Below are 22,030 nucleotides of genomic sequence, written 5' to 3'. Positions count from 1 at the left end.
GGCGACCCCCTCACCCGTCCGGCTCACCCCCCGTGCCGCCGCGGCCGACCCTTCCTACGTTTGGGCCATGAGCATCATGGTTCACTCACAGGCGCGGGGGCGCACCCTCGCCGGCTGCACCCTCCTGGTGCTCGCGCTCGGCGCGAGCGTCACCGCGTGCAGCGCCGGCGGCGACGACAACCCGCTCTCCGCGGCGCCCTACGACGCCGCGGACCAGATCTCCTTCAACGCCCCCGAGGACGCCGGGAAGAAGGCCGACCCGGACAAGCCCCTCGAGGTCAAGGCCGAGGGCTCCGGCGGGCGGCTCACCGACGTCACGGCCATGGACGCCACCGGGCGCTACGTGGCGGGCGAGCTGTCCGCCGACGGCTCCCGCTGGCACAGCACCTCGCCGCTGGCCGCCGACGCCCGCTACACGGTGCGGGTCTCCACCGAGGACGGCGACGGGGCGCCCGGCCGCAAGGTCCTCACCTTCCAGACGGGCCGGCCCAGCGCCAAGAAGACCCTGGGCGTCGTCTTCGGGCCCGACGCGGGCTCCTACGGCGTCGGGCAGCCGGTCACGGCGGAGCTGAGCCAGCCGGTCACCGACAAGGCCGAGCGGGTCACGGTGGAACGCGCCCTGAAGGTCGACTCCACCCCGGCGGTGGACGGCGCCTGGTACTGGGTCAGCGACAAGGAACTGCACTACCGGCCCCGCGAGTACTGGCCGGCCCACGCCACCATCCAGGCGCACAGCAACCTGGACGGCATCAAGATCAGCGACCGGCTCTGGGGCGGCAAGTCGGCCCCGCTGAAGCTCTCCACGGACGACGCGGTGGTCGCCGTCACCGACGCCTCCACCCACCAGCTGACGCTCTACCGGGACGGCCAGGAGGTCCGCTCGGTCCCCGTCACCACCGGCAAACCCGGCTTCGAGACCCGCAACGGCGTCAAGGTCGTCCTCGGCAAGGAATCCTTCGTACGGATGCGCAGCACCACCGTCGGCATCTCCGAGGGCTCCTCGGAGGCGTACGACCTGCCCGTCCACTGGGCCACCCGGGTGACCTGGAGCGGCGAGTACGTGCACGCCGCGCCCTGGTCGGTGGGCTCGCAGGGCTCGGCCAACGTCAGCCACGGCTGCACCGGCATGAGCACCGAGAACGCCGAGTGGTTCTTCAACGAGGTCGAGGAGGGCGACGTGGTGCAGGTCGTCAACTCCGACGGCGAGACCATGGAGCCCTTCGGCAACGGCTTCGGCGACTGGAACCTCGACTGGAACAAGTGGCGCACCGGCAGCGCCCTGGTCGGCGGCGCCGGCTCCGCGGACTCCCAGGACGCGGCCAGGCTGCGCCCGACGGCCGTGTGAGGCGGGCGGGGCCCGACCGGACGGTCAGGCCCCGCCAGGCCCGTACGGGCGCCTCCTAGGCGCTCTGGAGCCGCTTCTGGCGCAGCAGGTCGGCCAGGGCGGCGGCGAACTCCACCGGCTCCACCGGCAGCGTCACGGCGGCCTCCGCGCGGCTCCAGGTGGCCAGCCAGGCGTCCTGCGGCCGGGCGATGAGCAGCAGCACCGGCGGGCAGTGGAAGACCTCGTCCTTGATCTGGCGGCACACGCCCATCCCGCCCATCGGCACGGCCTCGCCGTCCAGGACGCAGACGTCGATGCCGCCCTTGTCCAGCTCCCGGGTGACGGCGGCCGGCGTCGCGCACTCCACGAACTCCACCACCGGCACGTCCGGGGCCGGCCTGCGCCCGGTGGCGAGCCGCACCTGTTCGCGGACGCCCGAATCGTCGCTGTAGACCAGCACGGTGGCGGTCGGCTGCATGCTTCCTCCGATACCCAGGGGAGAACGGCGTGGCCCGTCGCGCCGGAGCCTACTCCCTCGAACTGCCCCTCCACACCGGTCGCGACACTCCTTCGAGGGGCCGTTCGATGGGCCATCCGGGCAGTACAGACGGGGCGGACACTCCGAACGGCACCCCCCGGGGTGAGGGCGGGATAAGCGACCGACATAATGTCGGTCGTGGCGACAGCAACGACAGTAGAAACCGGGCACGCGCACCCGTCGGTCAACCGGCCGAACCTCACCAGCGTCGGAACCATCATCTGGCTGAGTTCCGAGCTGATGTTCTTCGCGGCCCTCTTCGCGATGTACTTCACCCTGCGATCGGTGACCGGATCGGACTTCTGGTCCGAGAAGGCCGGCGCGTTGAACTTCCCGTTCTCCGCGACGAACACCACGATCCTGGTGCTCTCCTCCCTCACCTGCCAGCTCGGCGTCTTCGCCGCCGAGCGCGGTGACGTGAAGAAGCTCCGGGCGTGGTTCACCGTCACCTTCATCATGGGCGCGATCTTCATCGGCGGTCAGGTGTTCGAGTACACCGAGCTGGTCAAGAAGGACGGGCTCTCGCTCTCCTCCGACCCCTACGGCTCGGTGTTCTACCTGACCACCGGCTTCCACGGACTGCACGTGACGGGCGGGCTCATCGCCTTCCTGCTGGTCCTCGGGCGCACCTACGCGGCCAAGAGGTTCACGCACGAGCAGGCGACCGCCGCGATCGTCGTGTCGTACTACTGGCACTTCGTCGACGTCGTGTGGATCGGCCTCTTCGCCACGATCTACATGATCAAGTAGTCGCGGCACGCACCCGCGCAATTCCCGAAGCATCGACGCAGAAGATCCTGACACCGGGGTAATCCGTGAAAAAGCTCTCCGCACGACGGCGCCATCCGCTGGCCGCGCTCGTCGTCCTACTCCTCGCGCTGGCCTGCACCGGGGGGCTGTACGCCGCGTTCGCGCCCGCGAGCAAGGCGCAGGCAGACGACTCAGCCCAGTCCCTCGCCATCAGCGAGGGCAAGAAGCTCTACACCGTGGGCTGCGCCAGCTGCCACGGCACCGGGGGCCAGGGCACCACCGACGGCCCGAGCCTGGCCGGTGTGGGCGCCGCGTCCGTGGACTTCCAGGTGGGCACCGGCCGCATGCCGGCCCAGCAGCCGGGCGCGCAGATCCCCAAGAAGAAGGTCATCTACTCGCAGGCCGAGATCGACCAGCTCGCGGCCTACATCTCCTCCCTGGGCGCCGGTCCGGCGATCCCGACCAAGGAGAACTACGGCCCCGAGGGCGCGGACATCGGCAAGGGCGGCGAGCTGTTCCGCTCCAACTGCGCCCAGTGCCACAACTTCACCGGCAAGGGCGGCGCGCTCACACACGGCAAGTTCGCCCCCTCGCTGGAGGGCGTCAGCCCCAAGCACATCTACGAGGCCATGCAGACCGGCCCGCAGAACATGCCCTCCTTCCCCGACACCACCATGTCGGAGCAGAACAAGAAGGACATCATCGCGTACCTGAACGCGGTCAACGGAGACGAGACCACGAGCCCCGGCGGCCTGGAGCTGGGTGGGCTGGGGCCGGTCAGCGAGGGTCTGTTCGCCTGGGTCTTCGGGCTCGGCGTGCTGGTCGCGGTCGCCGTCTGGGTAGCCGCTCGGACCGCAAAGGCCAAGAAGTCATGAGTAGCCAAGACATCCCCGAAGAGAACAACCTCCCCGCCGCGCCGCACGCCGCGCGCGGCCAGGTCCGCCTCGCGGACGAGGAGAACCCGTTCGCCGACCCGGGCCTGCCGCCGCACGAGCACCGGGTCCAGGACATCGACGAGCAGGCCGCCAAGCGGTCCGAGCGCGCCGTCGCCCTGCTGTTCACGCTGTCGATGCTGGCCACCGTCGGCTTCATCGCCGCCTACGTGAGCATCGACGTCGACCAGTCGGTCTACATCTTCCCGATCGGTCACATCAGCGCGCTGAACTTCGCGCTCGGCCTGACCCTCGGCATCGCGCTCTTCGCGATCGGCGCGGGCGCGGTCCACTGGGCCCGCACCCTGATGTCCGACGAGGAGCTGACCGACGAGCGCCACGACATCGCGGCCTCGGCGGAGCTGCGCGCCAAGGTGCACGCCGACTTCAAGCAGGGCGCCAAGGAGTCCGCGATCGGGCGCCGCAAGCTGATCCGCAACACGATGCTCGGCGCGGTGGCCCTGGTGCCGCTCTCCGGCGTCGTGCTGCTGCGTGACCTCGGCCCGCTGCCCGGCACCAAGCTGCGCCACACCATCTGGTCCAAGGGCAAGCTGCTGGTCAACGTCAACACCAACCAGCCGCTGCGCCCCTCCGACGTCGCGGTGGGCTCGCTCACCTTCGCCCGGCCCGAGGGCCTGGAGGAGAGCGACGAGGAGTTCCAGAACGAGATCGCCAAGGCCGCCCTGATGATCGTCCGTATCCAGCCGGACAACATCAAGGACAAGCGCGAACTCGAGTGGTCGCACGAGGGCATCGTCGCGTACTCGAAGATCTGCACCCACGTCGGCTGCCCGATCTCCCTGTACGAGCAGCAGACGCACCACGTGCTCTGCCCCTGCCACCAGTCCACCTTCGACCTCGCCGACGGTGCCCGGGTCATCTTCGGTCCCGCCGGTCACGCCCTGCCGCAGCTGCGCATCGGTGTGAACGACGAGGGTTACCTCGAAGCGCTCGGCGACTTCGAAGAGCCCGTCGGTCCTGCCTACTGGGAGCGCGGATGAGCACTTCAGCAAGCACCACGCCCGCCGGCCGCACCCGCGGCAAGGCGCCGGCCGGCGAGCGCGTCGCCGACTGGGCGGACGGCCGGCTGGGGATCTACGCCCTGGCCAAGTCCAACATGCGCAAGATCTTCCCCGACCACTGGTCGTTCATGCTGGGCGAGATCTGCCTCTACAGCTTCATCATCATCATCCTCACGGGTGTGTACCTGACGCTGTTCTTCCACCCGTCGATGACCGAGGTCACCTACCACGGCTCGTACGTGCCCCTCCAGGGCCAGATGATGAGCGACGCGTACGCCTCGACGCTGCACATCAGCTTCGACGTCCGCGGCGGTCTGCTCATCCGGCAGATCCACCACTGGGCGGCGCTGATCTTCCTGGCCGGCATGTTCGTGCACATGATGCGCGTGTTCTTCACCGGCGCGTTCCGCAAGCCGCGCGAGGTCAACTGGCTGTTCGGCTTCCTGCTGCTCGTCCTCGGCATGTTCACCGGCTTCACCGGCTACTCGCTCCCGGACGACCTGCTCTCCGGCACCGGTATCCGCTTCATGGAGGGCGCGATTTTGTCCGTGCCGATCGTCGGCACGTACCTGTCGTTCTTCCTCTTCGGCGGAGAGTTCCCCGGCCACGACTTCGTCGGGCGGTTCTACTCGGTCCACATCCTGCTGCTGCCGGGCATCATGCTGGGTCTGGTGGTCGCCCACCTGATCCTGGTGATCTACCACAAGCACACGCAGTTCGCGGGCCCCGGCCGCACCAACAAGAACGTCGTCGGCATGCCGCTGCTGCCGGTGTACACGGCCAAGGCCGGAGGCTTCTTCTTCCTGGTCTTCGGCGTGATCGCCGTGGTCTCGGCCATCGCCACGATCAACCCGATCTGGGCCATCGGCCCCTACCGCCCGGACCAGGTCTCCACCGGCGCCCAGCCCGACTGGTACATGGGCTTCTCCGAGGGCCTGATCCGCGTGATGCCGGGCTGGGAGGTCAACTTCTGGGGCCACACGCTCGTCCTGGGCGTGTTCATCCCGCTGCTGATCTTCCCGCTGGTCCTGGTGGCCATCGCGGTGTACCCGTTCATCGAGTCCTGGGTCACCGGGGACAAGAGCGAGCACCACATCCTGGACCGCCCGCGCAACGCCCCGACCCGCACCGCCTTCGGTGTGGCCTGGATGACGGTCTACTTCGTGCTGCTCATCGGCGGCGGCAACGACCTGTGGGCCACGCACTTCCACCTGTCGCTGAACGCGATCACCTGGTTCGTCCGGATCATGTTCTTCGTCGGCCCGGTACTCGCCTTCGTGGTCACCAAGCGGATCTGCCTCGGCCTGCAGCGCCGGGACAAGGAGAAGGTGCTGCACGGCCGCGAGTCGGGCATCATCAAGCGCCTGCCGCACGGTGAGTTCATCGAGGTGCACGAGCCGCTCAGCCAGGAGGCGCTGCACACCCTCACGGCGCACAACCAGTACGCCCCCGCCGAGATCGGCCCGGCGACCGACGAGAACGGCGTCGAGCGCAAGGTCGCCGGTCCCGAGCGGCTGCGCGCCAAGCTGAGCAAGGCGTACTACGGCGAGGACGCGCAGATCCAGAAGCCGACCGTCGAGGAGTACAAGGAGATCACCAGCGGCCACGGCCACCACTGATCCTCTCTCTCCCGCCACGTCGCCACACGACGGGCCGAGGGCCCCCGTCCGGGAATCGGACGGGGGCCCTCGGCGCTGCCCGGGCCTGGATAGGGTGGGGTGTACGTCGGGTGTGTGTACACCCCAGGACCCTGAAACCCCCAGGAGCGGCTCATGAGCGCTGTTACCCCCGCCGGAGGCGACACCGCGGCGGACCGCTCCTGGCCCGCCCTGCTGAACGGCCTCCTGGAGGGCCGCGACCTCTCCGCCGACGACACCGCCTGGGCGCTGGACGTCATCATGCGCGGCGAGGCCACCGACGCGCAGATCGCCGGCTTCGCGGTGGCGCTGCGCGCCAAGGGCGAGACGGTCGAGGAGATCTCCGGGCTGGTCCGCACGATGTACGCGCACGCCAACGTGATCGAGGTGCCGGGGGAGACGGTCGACATCGTCGGCACCGGCGGCGACGGCGCGAAGACGGTCAACATCTCCACCATGTCGGCCATCGTCGTGGCCGGCACCGGTGCGAAGGTCGTCAAGCACGGCAACCGGGCCGCGTCCTCCGCCTCCGGCGCCTCCGACGTGCTGGAGAAGCTCGGCGTGAACCTCCAGCTGACGCCGCGCCGGGTCGCGGAGGTCGCCGAGGAGGCGGGGGTCACCTTCTGCTTCGCCGTGAAGTTCCACCCGGCGCTGCGGCACGTGGCCGGGGCGCGGGGGCAGCTGGGCATCCGGACGGTGTTCAACTTCCTCGGCCCGCTCACGAACCCCGCGCAGGTCAAGGCGCAGGCCATCGGGGTCGCGGACGCCCGGATGGCCCCCATCATCGCCGGTGTCTTCGCCGAGCGGGGGCACTCCTCGCTGGTCTTCCGCGGCGACGACGGCCTGGACGAGCTGACCACCACCGCGACGTCGCGGGTCTGGGTGGTGCGGGACGGCACGGTCACCGAGGAGGCCTTCGACCCCCGGGACGTCGGCCTGGACCTGGTCCCGGTGTCGGCGCTGCGGGGCGCTGACGCGTCCTACAACGCGGACGTCGCGCGCCGGCTGCTGGCCGGTGAGCGAGGTCCCGTGCGGGACGCGGTGCTGCTCAATTCGGCGGCGGCGCTGGTGGCCCTGGAGCCCGGCGCCGGGTCGCTGACCTCGCGGCTGCGGGCCGGGATGTCCCGCGCCGCCGAGGCGATCGACTCCGGCGCGGCCCTGCGGGCGCTTGAGCGGTGGGTGACGGCGAGCAACGCGTAGGGGGTGGCCGGGGGTTTGGTTCTCGTCCGCGGGAGCGTCGTGGCTGGTCGCGCAGTTCCCCGCGCCCCCAAAAACAGGCCAGCGTAGCTGCGGGCAGTCGTGCCGCTGGGGCGGCACGGGTGGGCGCTGGGGGTCCCCCCTGCTCGAAGAGCTTGGGGGAGGCACCCCGCAGCGCCGGGCTGCGCCACGCCCCCCCGTAGTGCCGGGTTGCGACACGATGCCGGGTGCGGGCGCGTCGTGGCTGGTCGCGCAGTTCCCCGCGCCCCTGAGGGGGTTGCAGTCCCGTGTCCCGCAATTCGGACTCGGGTTGCGGGGTGCCGCGGGCATCCCGTACGTTCCTTGGCAGGTCATGAGCGACAGTCATTCGGCCCCGGCCGACTGTCCGGCAACCCTCCGTCCGTGGCGGGGTGCCCCGGGTGAAGACCAGGTCGTAGGCAGCGAGGTCTGCGGCAAGCGCGGACTCCTCGCGTCACCAGGGGTCCTGGTCGTTCGAGGGAGCCTTCCGTGAATCAGCGAATGCGATAGGGCCGCAGAGCCCCGCCTCCGCATCCCCCTTCACCTCTCCGTCACGCTCGAGCACACCCGCTCGCGTGGTGGATTCCGCCTGCCTTCACGGGAGTTCCCCCATGACCGTCGCCGCCGTTCCCGCCGTCTGCGCCCCGCTGCCCGTCCTCGGCCGGGACGTCACCGTGCCGCTCGTCACCGGCGGCGAGGTCACCTACGCCGCGCTCGACTACGCCGCCAGCGCCCCGGCGCTCCAGCGGGTCTGGGACGACGTGGCCGCCTACGCCCCGTACTACGGCAGCGTCCACCGGGGCGCCGGGTACCTCTCGCAGCTCTCCACCGACCTGTTCGAGAACGCCCGCCGGGACGTCGCCGCGTTCCTCGGCTGCCGCGAGGGCGACCAGGTCGTCTTCACCCGGTCCACCACCGACTCGCTGAACCTCCTGGCCGCCGCGCTCCCGGCCGGCTGCGAGGTCTTCGTCTTCGAGACCGAGCACCACGCCTCCCTGCTGCCCTGGCGGAACGCCGAGGTCACCTACCTGGACGCCCCGAGCAGCCCGGCCGAGGCCGTCGAGACGCTGGAGCGCGCCCTCGCCGCCAGGGAGCCGTACGGCCCCGCCCTGGTCTGCGTCACCGGCGCCTCCAACGTCACCGGCGAGCTGTGGCCGGTGCGCGAACTGGCCGCCGCCGCGCACGCGCACGGCGCCCGGATCGTCCTGGACGCCGCCCAGCTCGCCCCGCACCACCCGGTCGACGTCCGCGACCTGGACGTGGACTGGGTCGCCTTCTCCGGGCACAAGCTGTACGCCCCCTTCGGCGCCGGCGTGCTGGCCGGCCGCTCCGACTGGCTGCGCGAGGCCGACCCGTACCTGGCCGGCGGCGGCGCCAGCCGCAAGGTCAGCCGGCGCGCCGACGGGGGCGTGGACGTGGAGTGGCACGACAGCGCCGCCCGGCACGAGGCCGGCTCGCCCAACGTCATCGGCGCCTACTCCATCGCGTCGGCCTGCAAGGCGCTCACCGAGGCCGGCTTCGAGGCGCTGGTCGCCCGCGAGGAGTACCTGATCGCCAAGGTGCGCGCGGGTCTCGCCGAGGTGTCCGAGGTGCGCGTCCTGTCGCTCTTCGGCGACGACGCCCCGCGCGTCGGGGTCATCTCCTTCGTCGTCGAGGGCTGGAACAGCTCCCACTTCGCCGCCGCCCTGTCCGCCGAGTACGGCATCGGGGTGCGCGACGGGCTGTTCTGCGCCCACCCGCTGGTGCGCACCCTGCTCGGCAGCGACCCGCAGACGCAGGGCGAGTGCGGGGCGCCCGAGGCGGCACCGGGGGAGAAGTCGCTGAACGCCATCCGGGTCAGCTTCGGCGCGGGCACGCCGGACGAGCACGTCGAGCGGTTCGTGGGCGCGGTGCGCACGCTGGTGCGCGAGGGCGCCCGGTGGAGCTACCGCACCGAGGAGGGCCGCTGCGTCCCGGACACCTCCGCCTGAGCCCCGGGTGCCGAGATCCTCAGTTGTCGAGGCCGATGGCGAAGGCGGCCTCCAGGTCGTGCTGGGAGTAGGTGCGGAACGCCACGTGCGTGTCCGTGCCCTCCACGCCCGGGATCTTGCTGATCCGGCCGGGGATCACGTCGGCCAGGTCCTCGTGCCGGGCCACCCGGACCATGGCGATCAGGTCGTAGGTGCCGGTGACGGAGAAGACCTCGGAGACGCTGTCCAGCGCGGCGATCTGCTCCGCGATCTCGGGGATGCGGTCCACGCTGGTCTTGATGAGGACGATCGCGCTGATCACGGCTGGTTCTCTCCCTCGGGGGCGGCGGTCGCTGGGGCCGTCCTCACTCTAGGCCCTGCCCGCCCCGCCCCCGGCTTCCGCCCGAACCGCAGCCAGGCGTAGCAGAAGCCGAGGCCGAAGCCGACCAGGTGGGCCAGGTAGGCCACGCCCGGGCCGTCCCCGGCGCGCCCGGCCGCCATCCACTGCAGGGCCGCCCAGAACGGCAGCACCAGCCAGGCCGGGAAGCGCAGGGGCAGGAAGAAGGCGAACGGGAGCAGGCTGATCACCCTGGCCCGAGGGAAGAGGAACAGGAAGGCGCCGAGGACCGCCGAGATCGCCCCGGAGGCGCCGACCAGCGGCTGATCGGAGTCGGTGTTGGCCAGCGCGTAGCCGAGCAGCGCCAGGTAGCCCGAGCACAGGTAGAAGAGCAGGAACCGGAGCCGGCCCATGCGCTCCTCCGTCATCGCGCCGAAGACGTAGAGGAAGAGCATGTTGCCGAGCAGGTGCACCCAGCCGCCGTGCACGAACAGCGCCGTCGCCGGGGTCAGCGCGGACCAGGGGGAGTCCTCGAACAGGTCTGCGGGGATCACGCCCCAGCGGTGGAAGTAGGCCCGCTGCGCGGCGAGCGCCTCCTCGCCCGTGCCGTACGCCGGATTCAGCCCGGCCGCCGGGCTGACCAGGAACAGCAGGCAGCAGGCGGCGAGCAGCGCACTTGTCACCGGCGCCTGCGGCCGGCCGCGGGTGAGCAGGCGGCCGGCCGAGCGGACGGCCCTGGTGGTCCAGTCGCGGATCATGGACACAGAGCATGGCGCAAGCGGACGCATGGACCCATACCGCCTCGCCGCCGTGGACGCGTGGACGGCGGGTACCCGCCAGGCCGTAGGGTTACGAGCCACACGCACCGGGCGCCCCGGCGCGTCGCCGACACTGGAAGCACGGAAAGAGAGCGGACAGCCACGATGACGGTTCCCCTGCCGACCGACACGACACGGTGGCGCTGCACCCTGTGCGGCAACCTCACCCGGTTCGACGTGACCCGGGCGTCGAAGGTCGTCGAGTACGTCCACCTCGACCTGGCCGGTGAGCCGTCCGTCGAGGAGCGCGAGGTGCTCAGTGAGACCATCGAGTCGGTGCGCTGCCGCTGGTGCAACGCGGTGGACCAGGTGGAGCTCGTGGACAGGCCGGGCGCCGGCTCCTGAGCGGAGCGGGCCCCGCTGACGGCATTGGGGTGACGGATGGTGGAGACACACGGCGGGGGGCCGGGCGACGGCGCCGCTGAGGTGCTCGACCGTCCGCTGCCGGACGCGGTCCGCCGCAGGGTCGTGCAGATCGTCTCCGACGGCTTCGGCGGCCTCACCCTCGGCGAACTCCCCGCCCAGCTGCGGCAGTACGCCCGGTTCGCGCCGAACCGCCGCGCAAAGTTCGCCGGCAACGCGATGGCCGCCGCGGTGGAGGCCGACCCGCTGTTCCGCCAGCGCATCGGGGAGAAGCTCAGAGAGGCCCAGCCGGAGCTGACCGGCGCCCTGGACTCCGGCTCCCCGCCCCCGGCCGCGGACCCGCTCGACGTGGCGGCCGCGGCCTATGTGCTGCGCCCGCACGGCTGGGCGAAGCTGGTGGCCGCCGCCGGCGAGGAGGCGCAGCGCGCGGACGCCGAGCGGGCCGGCGAGGAGAGCCGGGCCGAGCTGGAGCGGCTGCACGAGGAGCTGGGCCGGGCCCGGGAGCACACCAGGGCCGAGACCGAGCGGCTGCGCGCCGAGCTGGACGCGGCGCGGAAGGAGGCCGACTCGCTCGCCCGCAAGCTGCGCTCCGCCGTCAGTGACGTACGCCGCGGCGAGGCCGCCCTGCGCAAGCTGCGGGGCGAGTCGGACGCCGCGCGCGCCGAGGGGCAGACCCAGCTGTCCGCCGCCGAGAGCGAGAACCGGCGGCTCAAGGCCCGGCTCGGCGAGGCGGAGGCGGCCCTGGAGGCCACCCGCAAGGCCGCCCGCGAGGGCCGCAGCGTCGAGGACATGCGGGTACGGCTGCTGCTCGACACCCTGCTCGACAGCGCGCAGGGGCTGCGCCGCGAACTGGCCCTCCCCCCGGTGTCGGTGCGCCCCGCGGAGACGGTGGACGCCGTCGAACCGGGCCGGATGACGCCCAAGGACATCGCCAACCGGGCCCTGTCGGACAGCGACCCGGCCATCCTGGACCAGTTGCTCGCGCTGCCCCAGGCGCACCTCGTCGTCGACGGCTACAACGTCACCAAGACCGGCTATCCGCAGATGCCGCTGGAGAAGCAGCGCCTCAGGCTGCTCGGCCAGCTCTCCCAGCTCGCCGCGCAGACGGGCGCCGAGACGACCTGCGTCTTCGACGGGGCCGAACTGGCGGCGCCGGTGCTGCTCGCGCCGCCGCGCGGGGTGCGGGTGCTGTTCTCCAAGCCGGGGATCACGGCCGACGAGCTGATCCGCCAGCTGGTGCGGGCCGAGCCGCCGGGCCGGCCGGTGATCGTGGTCTCCACCGACCGCGAGGTCGCCGACGGCGTGGCCCGGGCGGGCGCCCGCCCGGTGGCGTCGGCGGTCCTCCTCAAGCGCCTCCCCTGACGCCTCCCCGGAATCTGCGGTTCTGTCCGAACTGGACCTCAATTGAAGGTTTCGTCACGCGACGTAGTGTCATTCGCGCGTCACCACTGGTGAGTTGAGGCAAAAGATGCGGTCAGTGACCGGATATTTTCGGCCGAGGATTTGAACTGATCACGAGTGGGTCACTAGGGTCTGCCTTCGAACCCGTTCTCGGGTGATCACTCTCAAGAAGGAGCTCGACTCCGTGGCGTCCCACCGTCGTCCCAAGCAGCCGAGCCGCACGCGTGTGACCGTGCTCACCACCGCTGCCGCCGCCGCTGTCGCTCTCAGTGCGCAGGCCGCCAACGCCGCGCCCAGCGAGAAGCCGAGCAAGGACGAGGTCAAGGCCAAGGTCGACAAGCTCTACGAAGAGGCGGAGCAGGCCACCGAGAAGTACAACGGGGCCAAGGAGAAGCAGGAGAAGCTCCAGAGGGAGATATCCACCGTCCAGGACAACGTCGCCCGCGGCCAGGAAGAGCTCAACGACCTGCGCGACGGCCTCGGTTCGATGGCGAGCGCCCAGTACCGCTCCGGTGGCATCGACCCCTCCCTGCAGCTCTTCCTCTCCGCCGACCCGGACGACTACCTGGACAAGGCGTCCACCCTGGACCAGCTCAGCGGCCAGCAGGTCGAGGCGCTGAAGAAGATCCAGGACAAGCAGCGCGACCTCGCCCAGCAGCGCGCCGAGGCCGCCGAGAAGCTCAAGGACCTCTCCGCCACCCGCACCGAACTGGGCAACAAGAAGAAGGAAGTCCAGGGCAAGCTGGCCTCCGCCCAGAAGCTGCTGAACACCCTCACCGCCGCGGAGAAGGCCGCCCTGGAGGAGCAGGAGCAGCGCGCCACCCGCAGCAGCGAGCGCCAGGCCCTCAACACCTCCACCGGCTCCAGCACCCCCGTGGGGCACGGCAGCGGCCGGGCCGGCGCCGCCTTCGCCGCCGCGCAGGGCCGGATCGGCTCGCCCTACGTCTACGGCGCCACCGGCCCGTCCTCCTTCGACTGCTCCGGCCTCACCTCCTGGGCCTACGCCCAGGCCGGCGTCGGCATCCCGCGCACCTCGCAGGCCCAGGCCAACGCCGGGCAGCGCATCTACTCCACCAGCGACCTCCAAGTCGGCGACCTGGTCTTCTTCTTCGGCGACCTGCACCACGTCGGGCTCTACGCCGGCAACGGCCAGGTGCTGCACGCCCCGCGCACCGGCACGGTCGTCCGCTACGAGTCGATGGGCACGATGGGCGGCCCGTTCATGTTCGGCGTCCGGGTCTGACCGTTCCGGGTCCGACCGTTCCGACGCCCGGACCTGACCGGGGGCCCCGGAAAGGTCGCTCCAAACCCCCTCACGTGCCGCCCGTTCGGGCGAATCGCGGCACGGCGTTCTGACTCCCCGCCCCGCCGGTGACCTGCGTCAGCGGCGGGGCGGACGCGTGTACGCCGCCGGAGGTCGTTGGCCGGTGCCCGGTGGCGCGGCTACTGTCTGCCGCGTTTCCCGTCCGCCAGCGGAAGGAGTGCGGCAACCCGTGGGGTCCCATCGCCGTCTCGCACCGACCGGTTCCGACCGCGGCACCGCCGCCGTCGGCCTCCTCTCCGTCGCCGCCGCCGTCCTCGGCGCCGTGCCCGCCGCCGCGGCGCCGCACGACGACCGGCGGGCCGAGGTGGACCGCCTCTACTCCGAGGCCGAGGAGGCCACCGAGGCGTACAACAAGGCCGACGAGCACACCGACGAGCTGCGCCGCCGGGTGGGCGACGCGCAGGACGCGATCGCCCGCCAGCAGGAGCGCATCAACACCATGCGGGACGCGCTCGGTTCGCTGGCCGGCGCGCAGTACCGGGCGGGCGGCGTCGACCCGTCGGTGGCGCTGCTCTTCGCCGACGACCCCGCCGACTACCTCGACAAGGCCGCCACGCTCGACCGGATCACCGCCCAGCAGGCGGGCCGGCTGGGGGAGTTGCAGGAGGCCATGCGGCACCTGGCCCAGGACCGCGCCGAGGCCCGCCACCAGCTCACCGAGCTGGAGAAGGGCCGCAAGGCGGTCGCCGCGCACAAGCGCACCGTGGAGCGCAAGCTCGCCGCGGCCCGCCGGCTGCTCGACTCCCTGCCCGACGGCGAACGCGCCGCCTTCGCCCACGCCTCCCGCTCCGGCCGCGACGACCTGCCGGCGCCCGGCGGTGTCGCCGCCTCCGGCCGGGCCGCCGCCGCGCTCGCCGCCGCCCGCTCCGCGCTCGGCCGGCCCTACGTCTGGGGCGCCAACGGCCCCTCCGGCTTCGACTGCTCGGGCCTCATGCAGTGGTCCTACGCCCAGGCCGGCATCGGCCTGCCCCGCACCTCCCAGGCCCAGCGCTACGCCGGCCGGCAGGTCCCGCTCTCCCAGGCCCGCCCCGGCGACCTGGTCGCCTACCGCGACGACGCCAGCCACATCGGCATGTACGTCGGGGGCGGCCGGGTCATCCACGCGCCCTACCCGGGCGCCCCGGTGCGCTACGACCCGGTCGGGATGATGCCGGTCTCCTCCGTCACCCGGGTCTGAGACCCGGGGGCCCGGTCCCGCCCGTACGATCGGGGCGTGGCGGGTCGTCGTGGGCGGGTGGTGCCGGGTACCTCGGCGGTGGCGGTGGTGTGCCTGCTGCTCGCCGCCCTGGTCGGCTGCGGCGGCCGGGACGACGGCGCCGGCACCGCGCGGGCCGAGGTGCAGCGGGTGCTCGACCGGCGCGCGGCGGCCGTCCTGCACCGCGACCGGGACGCCTACGCCGTCACCGGCACCGCCGCGGGCTTCGACGCGCTGCGGGCGGTGCCGCTGGCCGCCTGGGCGTACCGGGTGACCGCCCTGGACCGCGCCGGGGACACCGCCACCGCCACCGCCGAGCTGCGCTACCGCATCGCCGGCCACGACCGCGGCTCGGTCACCGCCCGCCGCAGCGTGGGGCTGCGGCGCGACGGCAACGGCCGCTGGTCCGTCACCTCCGAGGGCCCCGCGCCCAAGGCCGCCCGGCAGTTGTGGGACGAGGGCACCGTGCAGGCCGTGCGCGGCACGCACAGCCTCGTCCTCGGGGTCGGCCAGAGCACCGGGACGCTGCGCGGCTTCGCCGACCTGGCCGACCGGGCGGTGCCGGCCGTCTCGGACGCCTGGGACCGTCCCTGGGCCCGCGGCGTCGTCCTCCTCGTCCCGCGCTCCCTGGCCGGCATGGCGGACCTGCTCGGCTCACCGGCCGCGTCCTACCGGGGCATCGCGGCGGTCACCACCGGCGAGACCGGCGGCCACGAGCGGGCCCCCGCCGACCGGATCGTCATCAACCCCGACGCGTACGGGATGCTCGGCACGCTGGGGCGGCAGGTCGTGCTCACCCACGAGACGACCCACGTCGCCACGCGTGCCGACACCACCGCCGCGACGCCGCTGTGGCTGTCGGAGGGGTACGCCGACTGGGTCGGCTACCGCGCCGCCGGCCGCACCCCCGGCCAGGCCGCCCCCGAACTGGCCCGCGCCGTCGAGGCGGGCCGGCTCCCGGACGCCCTGCCCTCGGACAAGGCCTTCGCCTTCACCGGTGACGCGGAGGGGCTGGCGCGGGCCTACGAGGGGGGCTGGCTGGCGTGCCGTCTCATCGCCGAGCGGTGGGGGGAGGACCGGCTCGACGCGTTCTACCGTGCGGTGGGGGCCGGCGCCGAGCGGGCGGGCGCGGTGGACAAGGCCCTGCGCGAGGCCCTCGGCACGACGGAGGCGGACTTCACGGCGCGGTGGCGGGAGTACGTGGCGGAACAACTCGGCTGACCCGGGGTGGGGGGTGGCGGCCCGTCCGTTGCCTGCGAGCACGTCGTGGCTGGTCGCGCAGTTCCCCGCGCCCCTAGGTACGCCTAGCTGCGGGCAGTCGTGCCGCTGGGGCGGCACGGGTGGGCGCAGCGGCACCCCGCCGCGCCGGGCTGCGCCACGCCCCCTCGGCCCGCACCACCGTGTCCCGCCACAGCGAACGGGCCGCCACCAGCGCCGCGCACGCCAGCAACCCGTCGCGGACCGTCAGCAGCCCGATGCCCAAGGGGTCGCTCGCCACCACGTGGGCGAACCAGACCGGGAACTCGAGGGTCGTCACCGGCACCGCCACCAGCACCAGCGCCGCAGGCACCCGCATCCGGCTCCCCGCCAGGCACCCGCACACCGCCGCGAGCCCCACCAGCCACACCAGGTACTGGGGGCTGATCACCCGGCTCGTCACCGTGAACAGCAGCACCGCCGTGAACGCCGCGTCCGCCACCGTGTGCGCCCCGAACCGCACCGCCGCCACCCGCCACACCAGCAGCCACGCGAACGCCGCCGCGCTCAGCACCAGGGCGCACGTGCTCACCGTGGACACCCACGGGCCGAGGAACTCCACCGAGCCGTAGTGCAGCAGCACCTGGCCCTCCCACACCCCGAGCCACCGGGCGACGTGCAGCGGCAGCGCGCCGAGGGACTCCACCTCGGTGCCCCGCCCCCGTTGGAAGGCCAGGAACGCGAAGGCCCCCGGCGCCGCCGAGGCGAACAACGCCACCAGCCCCGAGCCGGTCAGCAGGGCCGTCGTCCAGGAGGCCCGGCGGCGCACCCCGGCCAGGAGCAGCGCCGGCCAGATCTTGAGCAGGGCCCCGAGGGCCGCCAACGCCCCCGCCGTGCGCGGGTGCCGCCCGGCTGCGAGGAGCGCGGCCACCGCGACGGCCGTCACCAGCACGTCGTAGCGGGCGTACACCGTCGGGCCGAGCAGCGGCACGCCCGCCACCCACAGCCACGCCCCGCGCGGGGAGCGCCCGGCGCCCCGGCCCGCCCGGCGCAGCAGGAGCAGCACCGCGAGGTCGGCGGCGCAGGCCAGTACGTAGAAGGCCGTCGCGTAGTCCAGGAACGGCAGCAGCGCGGGGGCGGCGAGGGCGAGGGCGGCGGCGGGCGGGTACTGCCAGGTGACGTCCGCGCGCGGGAACGCACCGGTGCGCAGCACCTCGTACCAGTCGCGGTAGATGACCGAGACGTCCACCGTGACGTCGGGCCCTGGGAAGATCCACACCCGCAGCATGAACAGCAGCAGCACCGCGCGCGTCGCGGCCCAGGCCGCCGGGAGCGCCCACCGCGTCCAGCCGCGTCCCGCCTGCGTCGTCTCCACGTGCTCCCTGCCCGTCCCCGTCCGCGTCACCGTGCCGGTCCGGCCATCATGGGTGCGCGGCCGTGCCCCTGCCACACGGGCGGGCGGGGCCGATAGGGTCGTCGGCGATGCGCAAGACCCTGATCGTCACGAACGACTTCCCGCCCCGCCCCGGCGGCATCCAGGCCTTCCTGCACAACATGGCCCTGCGGCTCGACCCCGACCGGCTCGTCGTGTACGCCTCCACCTGGAAGCGCGGCGCCGAGGGCGCCCGGGCGACGGCCGCCTTCGACGCCGAGCAGCCCTTCACCGTCGTACGGGACACCACGACGATGCTGCTGCCGACCCCGGGCGCGACCCGGCGGGCCGTCGGGCTGCTGCGCGAACACGGCTGCGAGGCCGTGTGGTTCGGGGCCGCCGCGCCGCTCGGGCTGATGGCGCCCGCGCTGCGCCGGGCCGGCGCCGAGCGGATCGTGGCCACCACCCACGGCCACGAGGCCGGCTGGGCCCAGCTGCCCGCCGCCCGGCAGCTGCTCGGCCGGATCGGCGACGCCACGGACACGCTGACCTATCTGGGGGAGTACACCCGCTCGCGGATCGCCCGCGCGCTGAGCCCCGAGGCCGCCGCGCGGATGGCGCAGCTGCCGCCCGGCGTGGACGAGAAGACCTTCCACCCCGGCTCCGGCGGCGCCGAGGTCCGGGCCCGGCTCGGGCTGACCGACCGCCCCGTGGTGGTGTGCGTGTCCCGGCTGGTGCCGCGCAAGGGACAGGACACCCTCATCCGCGCGCTGCCCCGGATCCTCGCCGCCGAGCCGGACGCCGTCCTGCTGATCGTCGGCGGCGGCCCCTACGAGCAGGACCTGCGCCGCCTCGCCCACGAGACCGGCGCCGCCGCCTCCGTGCGCTTCACCGGCGCGGTGCCCTGGGCGGAGCTGCCCGCCCACTACGGCGCCGGGGACGTCTTCGCCATGCCCTGCCGGACCCGGCGCGGCGGCCTGGACGTGGAGGGGCTCGGCATCGTCTACCTGGAGGCATCCGCGACCGGCCTGCCCGTCGTCGCCGGCGACTCGGGGGGCGCCCCGGACGCGGTCCTCGACGGGGAGACCGGCTGGGTCGTGCGGGGCGGCTCCGCCGAGGAGACCGCCGAGCGGGTCGGCGCCCTGCTGGCCGACCCGGAGCTGGGCCGCCGGATGGGCGAGCGGGGCCGGGCCTGGGTGGAGGAGAAGTGGCGCTGGGACCTGCTGGCGGAGCGGCTGAAGGACCTGTTGTGAGCAGCCCGGGGGGCTACTTCGCGTACAGCGCCTCGATCTCGTCCGCGTAGTCCCGGGCCACCACGTTCCGCTTGAGCTTCAGGGACGGCGTCAGATGGCCCGTCTCCTCGGTGAACTGGGCGGGCAGCACGCGGAACTTGCGGACCGACTCCGCCTTGGACACCGCCGCGTTGCCGTCGTCCACGGCCGCCTGGACGGTGGCCAGCAGGTCCGGGTCGTCCCGCAGGGACGCGGCCGTGGCGCCGGCCGGCTTGCCGTGCTCGGCGCACCAGCGGCCCAGGAACTCCTCGTCGAGCGTGACCAGGGCGCCGACGAAGGGGCGGCCGTCGCCGACCACCATGCACTCCGCGACCAGCGCGTGCGCGCGGATGCGGTCCTCGATCACGGCCGGCGCGACGTTCTTGCCGCCCGCCGTGACGATGATCTCCTTCTTGCGGCCGGTGATGCGCAGGTAGCCGTCCTCGTCCAGGGTGCCGAGGTCCCCGGTGTGGAACCAGGCGTCGGCCAGCGCCTCGGCGGTCGCCGCCGGGTTGTTCCAGTACTCCGTGAACAGGTGCTCGCCGTGCAGCAGCACCTCGCCGTCGTCCGCTATCCGCACCACCGAGCCCGGCAGCGGCTGCCCGACCGTGCCGATCTTCGTCCGGTCCCAGGGGTTGAAGGCGGTGGCCGCGCAGGACTCGGTCAGGCCGTAGCCCTCCAGGACGGTGAAGCCGATGCCGCGGAAGAAGTGGCCGAGCCGCTCGCCGAGGGGGGCGCCGCCGGAGATGGCGTACTCGCCGCGCCCGCCGAGCACCGCGCGCAGCTTGCCGTAGACCAGCCGGTCGAAGACCTTGTGCTTGATCTTCAGGCCCACCGAAGGACCCGCGGGCGTGTCCAGCGCCTTGCTGTACGCGATCGCCGTGTCCGCGGCCCTGTCGAAGATCTTGCCCTTGCCGTCGGCCTGCGCCTTGACGCGCGCCGAGTTGTAGACCTTCTCGAAGACCCGGGGCACGCCCAGGATCAGCGTCGGCCGGAAGGCGGCCAGCTCGTCGGTGAGGTTCTTGATGTCCGGGACGCAGCCCAGCTTGATCGGCGCCATCATCGGCGCCACCTGCACCAGGCGCCCGAAGACGTGGGCGAGGGGCAGGAAGAGCAGCACGGAGCACTCGCCGGTGCGGAAGAGGGGGCGCAGCCGCTCCACCACGTTGCCGCACTCCGCGAAGAAGCTGCGGTGGGTGAGCACGCAGCCCTTGGGGCGCCCTGTGGTGCCCGAGGTGTAGACGATGGTCGCCGGGTCGTCCGCTTTGGCGACCGAGCCGCGCTCCTCCACCGTCGTGTCCGCGACGTCCTGCCCGAGCCGCCCCAGCTCCTCCACGCCCCCGGCGTCGATCTGCCAGACCTGCTTCAGCCCGGGCAGCCCCTCGCGCACCGACTCCACGGCGGCGGCGTGCTCGCCGGTCTCCACCACGCAGGCGGTGGCGCCGGAGTCGCCGAGGATCCAGCCGACCTGCTCGGGAGAGCTGGTCTCGTACACCGGCACGGTCACCGCGCCGGCGCTCCAGATCGCGAAGTCGAGCAGCGTCCACTCGTAGCGGGTGCGGGACATCAGGCCCACCCGGTCGCCCGGCTGGACGCCGGCGGCGATCAGGCCCTTGGCGGCGGCGTGCACCTCGGTGCGGAAGTCACGCGCGGTGACGTCCTGCCAGGCGCCGCCCACCTTGCGGGCGATCACGGCGACGTCGGGGTGCTGCGCGGCGTTTCTGCGGACGATGTCGGTGAGATTTCCGTCCGCGGGGACCTCGTACAGGGCCGGAAGGCTGAACTCGCGCAAGACTGCTGCTCCTCATAGGCGCCGGCGCCACGACGTCGGGTGATGCGACTGCCCGGACGTTACCCGTCGGTATGCGGTTCCCGACAGGGGGTCCTCGCGAGATGTTCGCTGCGTCACACGGCTGAAAGTTCCTTCGCGCAGAGTAGTCGACGTATCAACCGACCAGCCAGTAAGCGCAGGTCCGGCCGCCATTGTTCACGCGGACCGCACAGAACTACCCTTGATCGCCATGGCACCCACACGCGTCCACGTGGTCAGCGACGTGCACGGCAACGCCCGCGACCTGGCCCGGGCGGGAGAGGGCGCGGACGCCCTGGTCTGCCTCGGCGACCTCGTCCTCTTCCTCGACTACGCCGACCACTCGCGCGGCATCTTCCCCGACCTGTTCGGCGTCGAGAACGCCGACCTGATCGTGGCGTTGCGCACCGCCCGCCGCTTCTCCGAGGCCCGTGAGCTGGGGGCCCGGCTGTGGGCCGAGGTGGGCGGGGGCCGGGCCCGGCTGATCGAAGGGGCGGTGCGGCGGCAGTACGCCGAACTGTTCGCGGCCTTCCCCACCCCTACGTACGCCACGTACGGCAATGTCGACATGCCGACCTTGTGGCCGGAGTACGCCGGCCCCGGCGTCACCGTCCTGGACGGCGAGCGGGTGGAGATCGGCGGGCGCGTCTTCGGCTTCGTCGGCGGCGGCCTGCGCACGCCGATGCGGACGCCGTACGAGATCTCCGACGAGGAGTACGCGGCGAAGGTCGAGGCGGTCGGGGAGGTCGACGTGCTCTGCACGCACATCCCGCCGGAGGTGCCGGAGCTGGTCTACGACACCGTCGCGCGCCGCTTCGAACGGGGGAGCCGGGCGCTGCTCGACGCGATCCGCCGCACCCGGCCCCGGTACGCCCTCTTCGGCCACGTCCACCAGCCGCTGGTGCGCCGGATGCGGGTCGGGGCGACCGAGTGCGTCAACGTCGGCCACTTCGCGTCGACCGGGCGGCCGTGGGCCCTGGAGTGGTGAGGCCGAGGTGGGGCGGGCAGCGGGTGCCGTCGCGGTGTGTGCCGCGCGGTAGCCTTCACGCTGCGTACCGCGTACCGCGCGCGACGCACACCTGAGTACCGGCCGCATCTGGAGGAGCCACGGCGATGGCGGAACACACCAGCTCGAGCATCACGATCGAGGCGGCAACGGCCGACGTCATGGCGGTGATCGCCGACTTCGCCCGCTACCCGGACTGGACCGGCGAGGTGAAGTCGGCGGAGGTCCTCGCGTCCGACGCGCAGGGGCGTGCCGAGCAGGTGCGGCTGGTCATGGACGCGGGGGCCATCAAGGACGACCAGGTGCTCGCGTACACCTGGACCGGGGCGGACGAGGTGTCCTGGACGCTGGTGAAGTCGCAGATGCTGCGGTCCCTGGACGGGGCGTATGTGCTGCGCGCGGTGGGCACCGGGACCGAGGTCACCTATCGGCTCACCGTCGACGTCAAGATTCCGATGCTGGGGATGATCAAGCGGAAGGCCGAGAAGGTCATCATCGATCGGGCGCTGGCGGGGTTGAAGAAGCGGGTGGAGTCGACCGCCGGGAAGTAGGGGGCTGCGCGGGTGCCG

20 protein-coding genes and 1 riboswitch are annotated in these 22,030 nt (G+C 72.7%); of the genes, 15 read left to right on the top strand and 5 right to left on the bottom strand.

What is annotated here, in order from left to right; genetic code table 11:
* Positions 1-67: 67 nt before the first annotated feature.
* Entirely contained in the window at positions 68-1,345 is a 1,278-nt protein-coding gene (locus ACGFZL_RS22310) for an Ig-like domain-containing protein (protein WP_355166921.1), read from the top strand.
* 55 nt (positions 1,346-1,400) lie between these two features.
* Here ACGFZL_RS22310 and ACGFZL_RS22305 read toward each other — a convergent pair whose 3' ends face one another.
* Positions 1,401-1,802 (bottom strand): hypothetical protein, encoded by a 402-nt coding sequence (locus ACGFZL_RS22305; protein WP_393694067.1) that lies wholly within the window; start codon positions 1,800-1,802, stop codon positions 1,401-1,403.
* A gap of 189 nt (positions 1,803-1,991) precedes the next feature.
* Between ACGFZL_RS22305 and ACGFZL_RS22300 the strand changes: the two genes are divergently transcribed.
* From ACGFZL_RS22300 to ACGFZL_RS22275, 6 genes are all read left to right on the top strand, one after another.
* A complete protein-coding gene (locus tag ACGFZL_RS22300) occupies positions 1,992-2,612 on the top strand; it encodes a heme-copper oxidase subunit III (protein WP_355166925.1) in 621 nt (206 codons plus the stop codon).
* 65 nt (positions 2,613-2,677) lie between these two features.
* Positions 2,678-3,487: a c-type cytochrome gene (locus ACGFZL_RS22295; RefSeq protein ID WP_355166927.1), complete on the top strand. Its 810-nt coding sequence runs from the start codon at positions 2,678-2,680 to the stop codon at positions 3,485-3,487.
* A complete protein-coding gene (locus tag ACGFZL_RS22290) occupies positions 3,484-4,545 on the top strand; it encodes a Rieske 2Fe-2S domain-containing protein (RefSeq protein WP_355166929.1) in 1,062 nt (353 codons plus the stop codon). The genes ACGFZL_RS22295 and ACGFZL_RS22290 overlap by 4 nt, the downstream gene beginning before the upstream one ends.
* Positions 4,542-6,185 carry a cytochrome bc complex cytochrome b subunit gene (locus tag ACGFZL_RS22285; protein ID WP_393694064.1) on the top strand — a complete coding sequence of 548 codons (1,644 nt, stop codon included), beginning with the start codon at positions 4,542-4,544 and terminating at the stop codon, positions 6,183-6,185. The genes ACGFZL_RS22290 and ACGFZL_RS22285 overlap by 4 nt, the downstream gene beginning before the upstream one ends.
* 153 nt (positions 6,186-6,338) lie before the next feature.
* Positions 6,339-7,403: an anthranilate phosphoribosyltransferase gene (gene trpD, locus ACGFZL_RS22280; RefSeq protein WP_355166933.1), complete on the top strand. Its 1,065-nt coding sequence runs from the start codon at positions 6,339-6,341 to the stop codon at positions 7,401-7,403.
* Positions 7,404-7,748: 345 nt separating this feature from the next.
* Positions 7,749-7,865, top strand: a riboswitch (SAM riboswitch).
* Between the two features lie 164 nt (positions 7,866-8,029).
* Entirely contained in the window at positions 8,030-9,388 is a 1,359-nt protein-coding gene (locus tag ACGFZL_RS22275; RefSeq protein ID WP_393694061.1) for an aminotransferase class V-fold PLP-dependent enzyme, read from the top strand.
* 19 nt (positions 9,389-9,407) lie between these two features.
* Here ACGFZL_RS22275 and ACGFZL_RS22270 read toward each other — a convergent pair whose 3' ends face one another.
* Both ACGFZL_RS22270 and ACGFZL_RS22265 read right to left on the bottom strand, forming a co-directional pair.
* Positions 9,408-9,689 (bottom strand): Lrp/AsnC ligand binding domain-containing protein, encoded by a 282-nt coding sequence (locus ACGFZL_RS22270; protein WP_355166937.1) that lies wholly within the window; start codon positions 9,687-9,689, stop codon positions 9,408-9,410.
* A complete protein-coding gene (locus ACGFZL_RS22265; RefSeq protein WP_355166939.1) occupies positions 9,686-10,462 on the bottom strand; it encodes a rhomboid family intramembrane serine protease in 777 nt (258 codons plus the stop codon). Before ACGFZL_RS22265 ends, ACGFZL_RS22270 begins: the two co-directional genes overlap by 4 nt.
* 165 nt (positions 10,463-10,627) lie before the next feature.
* On the opposite strand from ACGFZL_RS22265, the gene ACGFZL_RS22260 reads away from it, so the two are divergent.
* The 5 genes from ACGFZL_RS22260 to ACGFZL_RS22240 all read left to right on the top strand — a co-directional run bounded on the left by ACGFZL_RS22260 (position 10,628) and on the right by ACGFZL_RS22240 (position 16,026).
* On the top strand, positions 10,628-10,867 hold the full coding sequence (locus tag ACGFZL_RS22260) for a hypothetical protein (protein ID WP_077797604.1): 240 nt from the start codon (positions 10,628-10,630) through the stop codon (positions 10,865-10,867).
* Between the two features lie 36 nt (positions 10,868-10,903).
* On the top strand, positions 10,904-12,247 hold the full coding sequence (locus ACGFZL_RS22255; RefSeq protein ID WP_393694058.1) for an NYN domain-containing protein: 1,344 nt from the start codon (positions 10,904-10,906) through the stop codon (positions 12,245-12,247).
* Between the two features lie 223 nt (positions 12,248-12,470).
* Positions 12,471-13,529: an NlpC/P60 family protein gene (locus tag ACGFZL_RS22250; RefSeq protein ID WP_393694056.1), complete on the top strand. Its 1,059-nt coding sequence runs from the start codon at positions 12,471-12,473 to the stop codon at positions 13,527-13,529.
* A gap of 250 nt (positions 13,530-13,779) precedes the next feature.
* Positions 13,780-14,787 carry an NlpC/P60 family protein gene (locus ACGFZL_RS22245; RefSeq protein ID WP_393694054.1) on the top strand — a complete coding sequence of 336 codons (1,008 nt, stop codon included), beginning with the start codon at positions 13,780-13,782 and terminating at the stop codon, positions 14,785-14,787.
* Positions 14,788-14,823: 36 nt separating this feature from the next.
* Positions 14,824-16,026 carry a hypothetical protein gene (locus ACGFZL_RS22240; RefSeq protein ID WP_393694052.1) on the top strand — a complete coding sequence of 401 codons (1,203 nt, stop codon included), beginning with the start codon at positions 14,824-14,826 and terminating at the stop codon, positions 16,024-16,026.
* 73 nt (positions 16,027-16,099) lie between these two features.
* Here ACGFZL_RS22240 and ACGFZL_RS22235 read toward each other — a convergent pair whose 3' ends face one another.
* On the bottom strand, positions 16,100-17,377 hold the full coding sequence (locus tag ACGFZL_RS22235; RefSeq protein WP_393694050.1) for a glycosyltransferase 87 family protein: 1,278 nt from the start codon (positions 17,375-17,377) through the stop codon (positions 16,100-16,102).
* A gap of 107 nt (positions 17,378-17,484) precedes the next feature.
* On the opposite strand from ACGFZL_RS22235, the gene ACGFZL_RS22230 reads away from it, so the two are divergent.
* A complete protein-coding gene (locus ACGFZL_RS22230) occupies positions 17,485-18,627 on the top strand; it encodes a glycosyltransferase family 4 protein (RefSeq protein WP_393694048.1) in 1,143 nt (380 codons plus the stop codon).
* 13 nt (positions 18,628-18,640) lie between these two features.
* Here the strand turns inward: ACGFZL_RS22230 and ACGFZL_RS22225 are convergent, their stop codons facing one another.
* A complete protein-coding gene (locus ACGFZL_RS22225; protein ID WP_393694046.1) occupies positions 18,641-20,437 on the bottom strand; it encodes an AMP-dependent synthetase/ligase in 1,797 nt (598 codons plus the stop codon).
* Between the two features lie 250 nt (positions 20,438-20,687).
* Here ACGFZL_RS22225 and ACGFZL_RS22220 point away from each other — a divergent pair, with 250 nt between their 5' ends.
* Both ACGFZL_RS22220 and ACGFZL_RS22215 read left to right on the top strand, forming a co-directional pair.
* Positions 20,688-21,443, top strand: a complete 756-nt coding sequence (locus ACGFZL_RS22220; RefSeq protein ID WP_393694115.1) for a metallophosphoesterase — start codon at positions 20,688-20,690, stop codon at positions 21,441-21,443.
* Between the two features lie 125 nt (positions 21,444-21,568).
* Positions 21,569-22,012 carry an SRPBCC family protein gene (locus ACGFZL_RS22215; RefSeq protein WP_355166955.1) on the top strand — a complete coding sequence of 148 codons (444 nt, stop codon included), beginning with the start codon at positions 21,569-21,571 and terminating at the stop codon, positions 22,010-22,012.
* The last annotated feature ends 18 nt before the right edge of the window (positions 22,013-22,030 follow it).

Origin of the sequence: Streptomyces sp. NPDC048182, from assembly GCF_043202555.1 — a bacterium.
Classification (GTDB): domain Bacteria; phylum Actinomycetota; class Actinomycetes; order Streptomycetales; family Streptomycetaceae; genus Streptomyces.
The sequence above is the reverse complement of the archived record's forward strand: the minus strand, read 5'-3'. Positions and strand labels throughout refer to the sequence as shown.